The sequence below is a fragment of the Microbacterium gallinarum genome (assembly GCF_014837165.1).
GTDB classification, from domain to species: domain Bacteria; phylum Actinomycetota; class Actinomycetes; order Actinomycetales; family Microbacteriaceae; genus Microbacterium; species Microbacterium gallinarum.
The window spans coordinates 378,091-389,515 of record NZ_JACSPM010000003.1 but is presented as its reverse complement, the minus strand read 5'-3'; the positions used below and the strand labels follow the sequence as shown (position 1 = coordinate 389,515).

General features: G+C 70.6%; 14 protein-coding genes. 7 read left to right on the top strand and 7 right to left on the bottom strand.

Annotated features, from left to right (window positions below):
- Position 1 precedes the first annotated feature (1 nt).
- On the bottom strand, positions 2-922 hold the full coding sequence (locus H9622_RS11370) for an AEC family transporter (protein ID WP_191766505.1): 921 nt from the start codon (positions 920-922) through the stop codon (positions 2-4).
- 36 nt (positions 923-958) lie between these two features.
- Here H9622_RS11370 and H9622_RS11365 point away from each other — a divergent pair, with 36 nt between their 5' ends.
- A complete protein-coding gene (locus H9622_RS11365) occupies positions 959-1,690 on the top strand; it encodes a phosphotransferase (RefSeq protein WP_318247095.1) in 732 nt (243 codons plus the stop codon).
- Between the two features lie 20 nt (positions 1,691-1,710).
- Here the strand turns inward: H9622_RS11365 and H9622_RS11360 are convergent, their stop codons facing one another.
- Positions 1,711-3,135, bottom strand: a complete 1,425-nt coding sequence (locus H9622_RS11360) for an MFS transporter (protein WP_191766504.1) — start codon at positions 3,133-3,135, stop codon at positions 1,711-1,713.
- 255 nt (positions 3,136-3,390) lie between these two features.
- Here H9622_RS11360 and H9622_RS11355 point away from each other — a divergent pair, with 255 nt between their 5' ends.
- The gene (locus H9622_RS11355) at positions 3,391-4,257 is read left to right on the top strand and encodes an AraC family transcriptional regulator (protein WP_191766503.1); all 867 of its coding nucleotides are present in this window, start codon (positions 3,391-3,393) and stop codon (positions 4,255-4,257) included.
- Positions 4,258-4,284: 27 nt separating this feature from the next.
- Entirely contained in the window at positions 4,285-4,965 is a 681-nt protein-coding gene (locus tag H9622_RS11350; RefSeq protein WP_191766501.1) for a GNAT family N-acetyltransferase, read from the top strand.
- A 69-nt stretch (positions 4,966-5,034) separates the two neighbouring features.
- Here the strand turns inward: H9622_RS11350 and H9622_RS11345 are convergent, their stop codons facing one another.
- Positions 5,035-5,298, bottom strand: coding sequence for a DUF6458 family protein (locus H9622_RS11345; RefSeq protein ID WP_191766500.1), 264 nt, complete (start codon positions 5,296-5,298; stop codon positions 5,035-5,037).
- Between the two features lie 245 nt (positions 5,299-5,543).
- Between H9622_RS11345 and H9622_RS11340 the strand changes: the two genes are divergently transcribed.
- Together H9622_RS11340 and H9622_RS11335 are read left to right on the top strand one after the other, a co-directional pair.
- Positions 5,544-6,464, top strand: a complete 921-nt coding sequence (locus H9622_RS11340) for a pseudouridine-5'-phosphate glycosidase (RefSeq protein ID WP_191766499.1) — start codon at positions 5,544-5,546, stop codon at positions 6,462-6,464.
- Positions 6,464-7,303, top strand: a complete 840-nt coding sequence (locus H9622_RS11335) for a carbohydrate kinase family protein (protein WP_191766497.1) — start codon at positions 6,464-6,466, stop codon at positions 7,301-7,303. The genes H9622_RS11340 and H9622_RS11335 overlap by 1 nt, the downstream gene beginning before the upstream one ends.
- Positions 7,304-7,311: 8 nt before the next feature.
- On the opposite strand, the gene H9622_RS11330 is transcribed toward H9622_RS11335, so the two are convergent.
- Both H9622_RS11330 and H9622_RS11325 read right to left on the bottom strand, forming a co-directional pair.
- Positions 7,312-7,758, bottom strand: coding sequence for an SRPBCC family protein (locus tag H9622_RS11330; RefSeq protein WP_191766495.1), 447 nt, complete (start codon positions 7,756-7,758; stop codon positions 7,312-7,314).
- Complete coding sequence (locus H9622_RS11325) at positions 7,751-8,128, bottom strand: ArsR/SmtB family transcription factor (RefSeq protein WP_191766494.1); 378 nt, start codon at positions 8,126-8,128, stop codon at positions 7,751-7,753. Before H9622_RS11325 ends, H9622_RS11330 begins: the two co-directional genes overlap by 8 nt.
- Before the next feature lie 87 nt (positions 8,129-8,215).
- On the opposite strand from H9622_RS11325, the gene H9622_RS11320 reads away from it, so the two are divergent.
- Both H9622_RS11320 and H9622_RS11315 read left to right on the top strand, forming a co-directional pair.
- Positions 8,216-8,785 (top strand): dihydrofolate reductase family protein, encoded by a 570-nt coding sequence (locus tag H9622_RS11320; RefSeq protein ID WP_191766492.1) that lies wholly within the window; start codon positions 8,216-8,218, stop codon positions 8,783-8,785.
- Complete coding sequence (locus tag H9622_RS11315; protein WP_318247093.1) at positions 8,782-9,264, top strand: DUF2087 domain-containing protein; 483 nt, start codon at positions 8,782-8,784, stop codon at positions 9,262-9,264. Before H9622_RS11320 ends, H9622_RS11315 begins: the two co-directional genes overlap by 4 nt.
- On the opposite strand, the gene H9622_RS11310 is transcribed toward H9622_RS11315, so the two are convergent.
- Both H9622_RS11310 and H9622_RS11305 read right to left on the bottom strand, forming a co-directional pair.
- Positions 9,253-10,014, bottom strand: coding sequence for an SGNH/GDSL hydrolase family protein (locus H9622_RS11310; RefSeq protein WP_191766491.1), 762 nt, complete (start codon positions 10,012-10,014; stop codon positions 9,253-9,255). The two genes, H9622_RS11315 and H9622_RS11310, sit on opposite strands and share 12 nt — an antisense overlap.
- 31 nt (positions 10,015-10,045) lie before the next feature.
- Positions 10,046-11,404, bottom strand: a complete 1,359-nt coding sequence (locus H9622_RS11305; RefSeq protein ID WP_191766490.1) for an MFS transporter — start codon at positions 11,402-11,404, stop codon at positions 10,046-10,048.
- Positions 11,405-11,425: the final 21 nt, after the last annotated feature.

Here is an 11,425-nt window from a genome sequence, read left to right as displayed (position 1 = left end):
GTCAGCCCAGGAGCAGCGTGACGACGATGAGCACCGGGAGGCAGCCGAGGGTGGTCAGGAACACGGTGTCCCGCGAGATCGTCTCGCCGACGTCGTAGCGCTGCGAGTAGTTGAAGACGTTCTGCGCGGTGGGGAGCGCGGCGAGCACCACGACCACGAGCACGTCCTGATCACTCAGCCCGAAGACGAACTCGGCGACCACCCACGCCACGAGGGGCATCGCGACGAGCTTGAGCGTCGTCGCGAGGACGATGTCGCGCCGCCGGCCCGACGGGGAGAGCACGCGCTGGCCGACGAGCGACATGCCGTAGCTGATCAGCAGCACCGGCACGCACGCGTTGGCGATGAGAACGAGGGGTTCGAGCACGACAGGCGGCAGCTCGATCCTGCTGACCGAGACGAGCGTGCCGAGCACGGAGCCGAGCACGATCGGGTTCGTCGCAGTGCGGACGATGGAGCGCCACAGGGTCGCGCGGCCGAAGGTCACGGCATCCAGGATCGACATCGTGATCGGGGTGAAGATCAGCAGCTGCAGCAGGATGACCGGTGCCGGGTACGCGGCACTGCCCAGCAGGTACAGCGACAGCGGGATGCCGATGTTGTTCGAGTTCACCTGCCCGGCGCTGAGCGCGCCGATCACGGTCTCGCCGACGGAGCGCCTCCACACGAAGCGTGCGATGAGCACGAACACCGCGAACATCGCGACTGCCGCGATGGCCGACACCGGGAGCAGCGCCGAGAACAGCGTGCGCACGTCGGCCTGGGCGAGCACGACGAACAGGAGGAAAGGCGAGAGCACGAAGAACGTGAGCCGGGCCAGCACCGGGCGGCCGTGTTCGCCGAGCAGATCGATCCGGCCGATGATCCACCCGACGAGGATGGCGACGCCCACGACGACGAACCCGGTGAGCGACTCCAGCACGCTACGAGCCTAAGCGGGGTCGGTAGCGTGGCACGCGTGGATGACATCGAGCGGCATCTGAGCGGCGGCAACATGGCGCCGGTGATCCGCGTCGGCGACACCGTGCGCCGCGTCACGGGCCGGTGGACTCCGGCGGTCCACCGGCTGCTGGCCGCGCTGGCCGACGCCGGCGTCGACGGTGTGCCGCGCGTGCTCGGGCTGGATGCGCAGGGCCGCGAGATCCTGACCTACCTCGAGGGGGAGATCCTCAGCGACGCGGCCCCGGATGTGAGGTGGGCCGGGGAGGTCCTCGACGCGGCCGGTCGCCTGCTGCGGCGGGTCCATGACGCGGGCGCCGCCCTCGTGGCCGATGAGTGCCTCGTATGGCGGTCGCCGCGGCGCGAGCCTGCGGAGGTGATCTGTCACAACGACTTCGCGACCTACAACCTCGTCGTGCGCGACGGAGGGCTCGTCGGCGGGATCGACTTCGACTTCGCGTCGCCGGGGTCGCGGCTGTGGGATCTGGCGTACCTCGCGTACCGGATCGTGCCGTTCGCCGAGGACGCGGTGGGTGCCGACGGGTTGAACAAGGATCGCAGGCTCGCGCAGCTGATCGACGCGTACGGCATGCCGTTCGCCGGCGCGGAGGTCATGGACGTCATGGCGAAGCGGCTCGACGATCTCGCGGCCTTCACACGCGACCGAGCGGGCGAGACCGGACGGGCCGACTTCCTCGAGCACGCGGCGATGTACCAGCGGGATGCCGCGGCCCTGCGCCTGCGCTCCTGAATGAGCCGCGCCGCGCCGGGTCAGCCCGCTGCATCGACGTCGTCGGGAAGGCGCCGTCGTGGCCGCAACGACGGGAACGTGGCGACGGCGAGGAGAGTCGCTGCTGCCGCGGCGATCGCCGCGGCGACATGTGCGGCCGAGAGTCCCGCTTCTGCTGCGGCCAGGTCGGTGCCTCCGGTGGTGAGCACGGCGGCGCGACGGTATGCGTCCACGGCGCCGAACGCGGCGATGCCGATGGCGCCGCCGATCTGGGCCGTCGAGGACGCGAGGCCCGAACTGACGCCCGCATTGCGCGCGGCCATGCCGCTGGAGATCACCAGCGTGGTCGGCGTGAAGCTGAAGGCCACTCCAGCGGCTGCGATGACGAGAACAGGGAGCACGCGCCAGACGTACGACATGCCGTTGTCGATCGTCGCGAACAGCAGATGAGCGACGAGGAGCATGATGAGCCCCATGACGGTCACCCGCTCGGGTCCGAAGCGGGCGAGCGCGCGGGGGAGGACCAGCGTGCTGATGGCGAAGCCGGCGAGCGAGGTGGGGAGCATGGCGAGACCGGCGAGGGCGGGTTCGTAGCCGAGCACCTGCTGGATGAGCAGCGCGACCAGCACGAAGCACGCGATCCTCGCGCCACCGCCGAGCAGGTTGACGACGATGCCTCCGGCGACACGCGGCTCGCGCAGGGCCGGGAGGGACAGGACGGGGTCGGATGAGCGGCGCTCGACGAGGACGAAGCCGATGCCGGCGGCAAGGGCGACGACCGCCGCCACCACGACGTCGACCGACGCGAGCCCGGCGTGCGGGATGCTCAGGACGCCGAAGACCACGGCGCCGGCTGCCAGGGTGATGAGAGCCGCACCCGTGGCGTCGAAGGTGCGACGCGTCGCAGGCGCGTCGCGCTCGAGACGGAGCCAGCCCGCACCGCCGACGAGAGCGGCGGCCGCCGCGGTGACGAACATGACGCTCTGCCAGCCGAGCGCGCCGGTGAGGATGCCGCCGACGGTGACGCCGAGCGCGCCGCCCGCCGTGGACGCCGCGCCCCACCAGGCCATCGTCCGCGTCTTGGACGGCCCTGAGAAGGTCGCGAGGATGACGGACATGGCCGCAGGGCTGAGCATGGCCGACCCCGCGCCCTGCACCAGACGCGCGAGCACGAGCATCGTCTCGTCGGGAGCGAAGCCGCCGAGGACGGAGCCGGCGGCGAGCACGGTGGCCCCGATGAGGAACATGCGCCGGCGTCCGAAGATGTCGGCGGCGCGTCCGGAGATCAGCAGAAGACCGCCGAAGGTCAGGAAGTAGGCGTTGAGCACCCATGCGGTGCCGACGGCTGTGAGCCCGAGGTCCTCGGCGATGGACGGCAGAGCGACGTTCAGGATGCTGGAGTCCAGCATCACCACGAGCTGTGCGGCGACGAGGGTCAGGACCAGCGGCAGATTGCGTTCACGCATGGACAGTGGGCTCCAGGGGCTGGCAGTTCGCGGCGCGGATCACCGACGTGACCCGGGTGAGCGGATCCGCGACAGCGACGATACCCGCGAGCGACGCATCCTGCTCGACCGAGGAGAATCGGTGGCGTGTCCAGAACAGTCCGTCGCCGATAATGCACATTATGTCAACTCGGTGTGATGAGCCGAGAGAAGCGGTCCGCGATCATCGGGCGCGACCGCGCTTCCCCGCGCAGGCTTGTCCGTGAAGGAGGAACCGTGATCGCATCGCTCAACCGCACGGTCGAGGTCGTCGAGACGCACCTCACCGACGACATCGACATCGCGTCGCTCGCTCGCGACGCCGGCACGACGGAGTACCACCTCCGCCGGATGTTCTCGTCGCTCGCCGGGATGCCGCTTTCCGAGTACGTGCGGCGCCGGCGGATGACGGCCGCTGCGGCAGACGTCGTTTCCGGCGACGAACTGCTCACGGTCGCGGTGCGCTACGGCTACGGCTCGACGGAGGCGTTCGCGCGGGCGTTCCGCGCGGTGCACGGCGTCGGTCCCGGCGACGTGCGGCGTGACGGCGGTCCCCTTCGCTCACAACCGCAACTCAGGTTCCGCCTGACCGTAGAAGGGAACTCCCCCATGGACACCCGCATCGCAGATCGCCCCGCCTTCCGCCTGGTCGGCCACGCCGCGCGCGTGCCGCTCATCCACGAAGGCGCCAACCCGCACATCCAGTCCCATATCGCGTCCCTTCCCGCCGAGGCGCATGCGCGCCTGAAGGCTCTGAGCGACACCGAGCCCGCCGGCATCCTGCAGGTCAGCGACGACGTCGCGCCCGACTACACCGAAGACAGCGAGCTCACCTATCTCCACGGCGTCGCGATGAGCGAGGATTCGGCCGTGCCGGACGACCTCGACACCATCGAGGTGCCGGCGGGCTCCTGGGCGGTGTTCCGTGCGGAGGGCGACTACCCCGCCGCGCTGCAGTCGACGTGGGCGGCGACGGCGACCGACTGGTTCCCCTCGAACCCGTGGCGCCTTCGCCCCGGCCCCTCGATGGTCGCCGTGCTCGACCGCTCCCCCGACTTCGCCACCGCGACGTGCGAGCTCTGGCTGCCCGTGGAGCGCGCGTAGCAGACCCGGTGCTGGCAGACTGCCGTGGTGGCTCCCTCCCCCGACCTCGTCCGGCTGTGGCCGGCCGCCGGCGTGCGCGTGCGGTCCGGTGACCTCGAACTCCGGTGGATCGACGACGGTCTTCTGCTCGACCTCGCGGCGGTCGCGGCCCAGGGCGTGCACGACCCGGACGCGATGCCCTTCGAGCACCCGTGGACGCGGGGAACGCCCGATGAGGTCGCGCGCAGCGTTCTGGCGTACCAGTGGGATGCCCGTGCGCGGGTCTCCCCCGCGAAGCTCGTCCTCGAACTCGGCGTGCTCGCAGACGGCGTTCCCGTCGGCGTGCAGGGACTCGTCGCGGTCGATTGGCCCGTGCTCCGCCGCGTGCAGACCGGGTCGTGGCTGGGGATCGAGCATCACGGCAAGGGCATCGGCCGACGCATGCGCGTGCTCGTGCTGGAGCTCGCGTTCGCGGGCCTCGGCGCCGCGGAGGCGGTCTCAGGCGCCTTCGCGGACAACCCTTCATCCAACGCCGTGTCTCGACGGCTGGGGTACGAGCCGAACGGCTCCGTGCAGGTCGCGCGCGACGGTGTCGCCGCCCTCCACCACAACTACCGGATGTCGCGGGAACGGTGGGAGGAGCTGCGGTCTCGGCACTCGGCGATCCTCGGGGCGCCGATCGAACTCGAGGGCGCCGCACCCCTTCGGGCGCTGCTCGATCGCGGCTGACCCCCTCGCCGCAGACGGCGAACGGGGGCGGAGCCGTCCGGCCCCGCCCCCGTTCGAACGATGATGTGGTCAGAGACCGACGGTGTCATCCGGAGTGGTCGTCGACCGGCGGGTCACCCGCTCGTTGGCGGTCGGGTCGACTGCAGTGTGCGTCACCGACTCCGAACGGCGGCGGCGTGCCATCAGGACGATTCCGACGAGGAAGATCACCAGGCCGGCACCCATCAGGATGTAGCCGATCATGTCGAGGTTCACCCATTCGACTTCCACGTTCACCGCGAACGCGAGGATGGCGCCGATGGCGAACAGTGCGATTCCTGCTCCGATGCTCATGCGAGGTTCCTTTCCGGGGCACGGCGATCGGCCCTCCCCTGTGTTCGGGACGCAACCGTCCCGACAGATACGCTCCCCGATCCGGCGTACCTCGTGCAGGGGGTTGACAATCCTGCCGTTTCAGGGCATTCACGTCCCGTCCACGACCTTCGCTGCCGCCGAGTGAGGCCGCGTATCCTCCGCTCCCGCGCCGATCCGCGTGGCCCCGACCCGGGCTTTGTAGGGTGGCGGTACCCGTCGGAAGGATGCCCGTGCCCTCTCCCCTCGCCATCTCGCCCGAGGTCCGCGCCGCGGTCGCCGCGGGCGACCCCGTGCTCGCGCTCGAGTCGACGATCTTCACCCACGGACTGCCGAGGCCGCGCAACCTCGCCGTCGCTCTCGAGGCCGAGGAGCGCGTGCGCTCCCTCGGAGTGGTGCCCGCGACGATCGGTGTGATCGACGGCCGGCCCACCGTCGGCCTGTCGACCGCCGAGATCGAGCGCCTGTCCACCAGCGACGACGTCGTGAAGGCGAGTCTGCGCGACGTCCCCGTCCTCACCGCGAAGGGACGCAGTGCCGGCACGACCGTCGCGGCGACGGCGTACCTCGCCGACCTCGCGGGAGTGAGGGTCTTCTCCACCGGCGGCCTCGGCGGCGTGCATCGCGAGGCGCAGCAGACCTTCGACGAGAGCGCTGATCTCGGCACGCTTGCGACACTCCCGCTCATCGTCGTGAGCGCGGGGGTCAAGTCGGTCCTCGACATCCCGCTGACGCTCGAACGGCTGGAGACGCTGAACCTGGCCGTCGTCGGCTATCGCACCACCGACTACCCCGGCTTCTACATCGCCGACTCCGGGCACGACATCGATCACGCCGTCGACTCCCCCGCCGAGATCGCCGAGATAGCCCGCGCGCGCGACGGGCTCGGCATCCGATCCACTCTTCTGGTCGCGAACCCCGTCGCCGCCGATTCCCAGCTCGACCCGGCTCTCCACGACGAGGTGCTCGCCCGCGCGCTCGCGGCCGCCGCGGCCCAGGGCGTGACGGGTCACGACACCACCCCGTTCCTTCTCGATTTCGTGCAGCGCGAGACGGGCGGGCGCAGTCTCGACGTCAACGTCGAGGTCTACCGCGGCAACGTCGAGCTCGGTGCGCTGATCGCCCTCGAGCTGGCGGAACGCGCCTGATGCTCGCCGTCATCGGCGACCTGGTCGCCGACCTGATCGTGCTCGGGGGCTCCTCGCTCGAACGCGGCACCGACAACCCAGCCGAGGTGCGGATCACGCGTGGCGGGAGCGCGGCGAACGTGGCCGCGGCGGCCGCGCCGCGGCATCCCGTGCGCTTCATCGGCCGAGTCGGCGACGACACCATCGGCCGCGCGCTCATCGCCGAGATGGCTGCTGCCGGAGTCGACGTGCGGGTGCAGCAGGAAGGACGCACGGGTGCCATCGTCGTGCTCGTCGACGCCGACGGAGAGCGCACCATGATCACCGACCGGGGGGCGGCAGCAGACCTCGCCGAGATCGACCCCGGTTGGCTCGACGGCGTCGACTGGGTGCACCTGCCGCTGTACGGCTTCGCCGAGCCCGCCTCGAGAGCGGCGGTGACGGATGCCGCGGCCTCCGCGGCTCGCAGGGGGGCGCGCGTCAGCCTCGACCTGTCGAGCGTGGCCACGATGCGCGGTCTCGGTGCGGCGCAGCTGAAGCACATCGTCGACGACCTCGCCCCGGCCGTCGTGTTCGCCAATGCGGATGAGGCCCGCACGGCGACCGAAATCGACCTGGATCTGACGGCTGCCGTGTTCATCGTGAAGCGCGGCGGCGACTCCGTGCTCGTGACCGAGGGCGACTCCCGCGTCGAGGTGCCGGTGAACCGGGTCGACGATGTGCTCGACTCGACCGGCGCCGGGGACGCGTTCGCCGCGGGCTACCTCACCGCCGCACTGTCGGGTGCCGACCCGTGCGCGAGCGTCCGCGCGGGCAGCGAGCTCGCGATGAGCGCGCTGCGCCGCGCGGGCGCGCTCTGACGTGAGGCTCAGCCGTTCTGCATCGTCGCGAGCACGCGCTCGATGTCGTCGATGAAGGCGTTGTAGCCCTCGATCGTCGCGGCGACCTGCTCGTCGGTGAAGTCGGAGCGGTCCTGGCGGATCGTCAGCTTCGTGCCGCCCTCGACCTCTTCGAGGTCGAACAGCACGGGCAGGCCGGCGTCGTCGCCCGGCTGGTCGGTCAAGGTCATCGCCAGGTGCGCCGGCGGCTCGACGACCTGGTACTCCCCCGACCAGTCGATGCGGTTGCCGTCGGGCAGGTGCATCACCGCACGGAAGGCGCCACCCGGACGCACATCCATCGTCAGCGTCTCCTGCGGCACCTCGACGGCGGCGGTGCCGAACCACACCGCGAAGTGCTCGGGCGTGGTGATCGCCTCGAACACGAGCTCGCGCGGCGCGCTCAGCGTGCGGGTGACGGTGAAGTAGTCAGTCATGGTCGTTCTCCTGATCTGTGCGGTCGTGCGGGTCGGGTGTCGAGGGTGAGAGCGCCTGAAGCGCGTTGAGGTACTGGTCGAGGGCGCCGACGCTGTCTTCCCAGAACTGCGCGTAGTTGTCGATCCAGCGGGATGCCGCGGCCAGCGGCCGGGCGTCGAGACGCGCGGGCCGATACTGCGCGTCTCTCCCCCGGGTGACGAGGCCCGCCCCTTCCAGCACGCGGAGGTGCTTCGAGACGGCCGCGAATGTCATGTCGAACGGCGCCGCGAGCTCGCCCACGGTCGCCTCTCCCCCGCTGAGCCGTTCGAGGATCGCGCGTCGGGTGGGATCGGCGAGGGCCGAGAACGTGCGGCTGAGCTGGTCGGTCATGATCACATCTTCATTCAACTGTTCGGTACAGTACCAGTCGGTTGAATACGCGTCAATGATGTCGTCGGAGCACGCTACGGTGACGGAATGGCCCGCGTGATCTTCTACACCGCCACCACCCTGAACGGCTTCCTCGCAGACGATGACGACTCGCTCGACTGGCTCTTCGCCGCACCCGGCGGCGAAGGCGGAGACAGCGACTTCATGGGGTTCCTCTCCGGCATCGGCGTGCTCGTGCAGGGGTCGTCGACCTATGAGTGGGTGCTCCGGCACGAGCAGCTCGTGGAGCACCCCGAGAAATGGCCGACGTACTACGGCGCACGCCCGACGTTCGTGTTCACCGGTCGAGACCTGCCGAACGTACCGGGCGCCGACATCCGCTTCGTCCGAGGCGACGTGACGGACGCCTGGCCTGCGATCCGCGCGGCTGCGGGCGATCGCGATGTCTGGATCGTCGGCGGCGGAGACCTGGCGGGCCAGTTCGCCGATGCGGGCCTGCTCGACGAGATCGTCGTTTCCGTCGCCCCGGCGACGCTGCCCTCGGGCAAACCGCTGCTCCCCCGCCGCATCGGCTCCGACCGGCTGACCCTCACCGGGGTCCGGCAGGCCGGTGCGTTCGCGGAGCTCACCTATGCCGTCGGCGGGGCCGCAGCGTGAGCGACAGCTGGCGGGGTGTGATCGCGGCGCTCCTCAACCCCGACCTACGGACCGTGATGGCCGAGGCGATGGCCGGACCCCCGCTCACGACCGCCCGCCGGGAGCGTGCCGTCGCGCGCCTCGCCGAGCTGGGACTGGTCCGCGAGACCGACGACGGCCTCGTCTTTGCCGACACCCTGCTGCGCGGCATCCTCACGGACAGTCCCGTCGTGAAGGCGACGGGTCCGGCGCGGTTCCTCGACGGCGCGGGCCGCATCGATCGCTTCCCCGTGCACGACAGCGATCGCCGCGAACTGCTTGCATGGGTGGTGGCTCAGGCGTTCGAGCCGGGCGAGGTGCTGAGCGAGAAGCAGACGAACGAACGCCTGGTGCGGTTCACCGACGACGTGGCGGTGCTGCGGAGGTACCTGGTCGACGTCGAACTGCTCGAGCGCACGCGGTCGGGCTCCGAGTACGCACTGGTCGGATCAGAGGCCTGACGGCAGCACGTCGAACCACTCCCCGTGCTTGGGGGCGCGCCCGTCGCCCGACGAGGTGCCGGTGAGCCGTCGCCGAACCCAGGGCCCGACGTGCTCGCGGTAGTAGGCGGCGCCACGCGTGGCCGCGGGCGGCAGCGGCGGCAGCGACCACCAGTCGGCCGGGGGCTCCTGCCCGAGGGCCGTGAGCACGCGAGCAGCCACGCGGTGGTGGCCGCGCGAGTTCATGTGCAGTCGATCCTCCGACCAGTACGGCGGGCTCGACAGCTCACGATCGGGCCAGTTGAACGCCCGGATGATGTCGCTGCGATCGGCGAGCCGCGCGGCGACGGCGGCCGACAGCAGGTCGCCGCGCCGCTGGATCACGCGACTCATCGGCAGCTGGCCGGAGGGATTGGCGCCCGACAGCACGATGAGCGTCACGCCCTCCTCATCGCAGCGCCGCAGCACGTGGGTGAAGGCGTCGACGATGCGCGACACGCTGGTGCGGGGCCGCAGCATGTCGTTGCCCCCGCCGTTGAAAGACAGATGAGTGGGCCGCAGCGCGAGCGCAGGCTCCAGCTGCTGCTCGACGATCGGCCAGACGAGCTTGCCGCGGATCGCGAAGTTCGCGTAGCCGACGGGCTGCCCGGAGGCATCCGCCCATCCCTGGGCGACGAGATCCGCCCAACCCCGCACGCGACCGTCGGGAAGCTCGTCGCCGACGCCTTCGGTGAACGAGTCGCCGATCGCGACGTACCGTACGGATGCCATCGTCCCAGCCTAAGGGCGGCGGTCGACTCTCTCAGCGGTCGTCGAGGGCGACGCCGCGCTTGTCGACGAGGCCCCAGGCTGCGACGGCGGCGACGACGAAGAACGCCGCGAAGACGACGAAGAGCGTCGGAGCACCGCCCATCGCCAGGAGTGCCGGGACGGCAAGCGGTGCGATGATCGACGCGATCCGGCCGACGCCGGCGGCCCAGCCCGAGCCGGTGGCCCGGAGCGACGTCGGGTACATCTCGGGCGTCACTGCGTAGAGCGCTCCCCATGCGCCGAGGTTGAAGAACGACAGTGCCATGCCCGCGGCGATGACGCCGCCCTCACTGCCGACGGTGCCGAACACCACGGCGGAAGCCGCCGACCCCACGAGGAAGACCGAGAGCGTCGCGCGGCGGCCCCACACCTCGATGAGCCAGGCCGCCGTCGCGTACCCCGGAAGCTGAGCGAGCGTGATGATCAGCGTGAAGCCGAACGACCGCACAAGGTCGTATCCCTGCGCCACGAGGATCGACGGGATCCAGATGAACGCACCGTAGTACGAGAAGTTCACGCAGAACCACACCAGCCACAGGCAGGCCGTCCGCATCGTGAACTCGCGGGACCACAGCGACGCGAGACGCGACCCCAGTGAAGACGCCACAGGCGGCTCGGTGTCCGGCGATACACCGGTCGGCTCGGCGACCGCGGAGGTGTCGGCTGCCTCCTCGAACGACTGCACGACAGCCTCCGCGTCGCCGTGCCTGCCCCGTCGCTCGAGCCATCGTGCCGACTCGGGCAGTCCCCAGCGCACGAACAGCGCGTACGCCGCCGGAATCGCCCCGAGCGCGAACGCCCACCGCCACCCCGCCTCCGAGGCGGGGATGACGTAGAACCCGATGAGGGCCGCTGCCGTCCACCCGACGGCCCAGAACGCTTCGAGGATCACGATGAGACGGCCGCGAATGCGCGCAGGCGCGAACTCGCTCACATAGGTCGACGCGACGGGAAGCTCGGCGCCGAGCCCGAGTCCGACGAAGAACCGCAGCACGAGCAGTGCCACCAGCCCGCCGACGAGGGCACTCGCACCCGTCGCGAGCCCGTAGACGACGAGGGTCAGCGCGAAGACTGAGCGCCGTCCGAAGCGGTCGGCGAGCAGGCCGCCGACGCTCGCGCCGATCGCCATGCCGATGAAGCCGACCGAGGCGATCCACGCCGTCTCGTACGGCTGCAGGCTCCATTGGGCCGCCAGCGCCGCGATCACGAACGAGATCAGCCCGACGTCCATCGCGTCGAGAGCCCATCCGAGGCCCGACCCGGTCAGAACGCGCAGGTGCCGGCGAGTGAAGGGCAGCCGGTCGAGGCGCTCCGAGAGCGTCGCCGCTGCGCGGGTGTCGGCATCCGTCATAGCGTCATGCTACGGATGCGC

Coding starts and splice junctions, on each gene's coding strand:
- H9622_RS11320 (WP_191766492.1), top strand. CDS start 8,216: ATGGCCCGCGTGATCTTCTACACCGCCACCACCCTGAACGGCTTCCTC.
- H9622_RS11305 (WP_191766490.1), bottom strand. CDS start 11,404: ATGACGGATGCCGACACCCGCGCAGCGGCGACGCTCTCGGAGCGCCTC.
- H9622_RS11330 (WP_191766495.1), bottom strand. CDS start 7,758: ATGACTGACTACTTCACCGTCACCCGCACGCTGAGCGCGCCGCGCGAG.
- H9622_RS11335 (WP_191766497.1), top strand. CDS start 6,464: ATGCTCGCCGTCATCGGCGACCTGGTCGCCGACCTGATCGTGCTCGGG.
- H9622_RS11360 (WP_191766504.1), bottom strand. CDS start 3,135: ATGCGTGAACGCAATCTGCCGCTGGTCCTGACCCTCGTCGCCGCACAG.
- H9622_RS11340 (WP_191766499.1), top strand. CDS start 5,544: ATGCCCGTGCCCTCTCCCCTCGCCATCTCGCCCGAGGTCCGCGCCGCG.
- H9622_RS11325 (WP_191766494.1), bottom strand. CDS start 8,128: ATGACCGACCAGCTCAGCCGCACGTTCTCGGCCCTCGCCGATCCCACC.
- H9622_RS11345 (WP_191766500.1), bottom strand. CDS start 5,298: ATGAGCATCGGAGCAGGAATCGCACTGTTCGCCATCGGCGCCATCCTC.
- H9622_RS11310 (WP_191766491.1), bottom strand. CDS start 10,014: ATGGCATCCGTACGGTACGTCGCGATCGGCGACTCGTTCACCGAAGGC.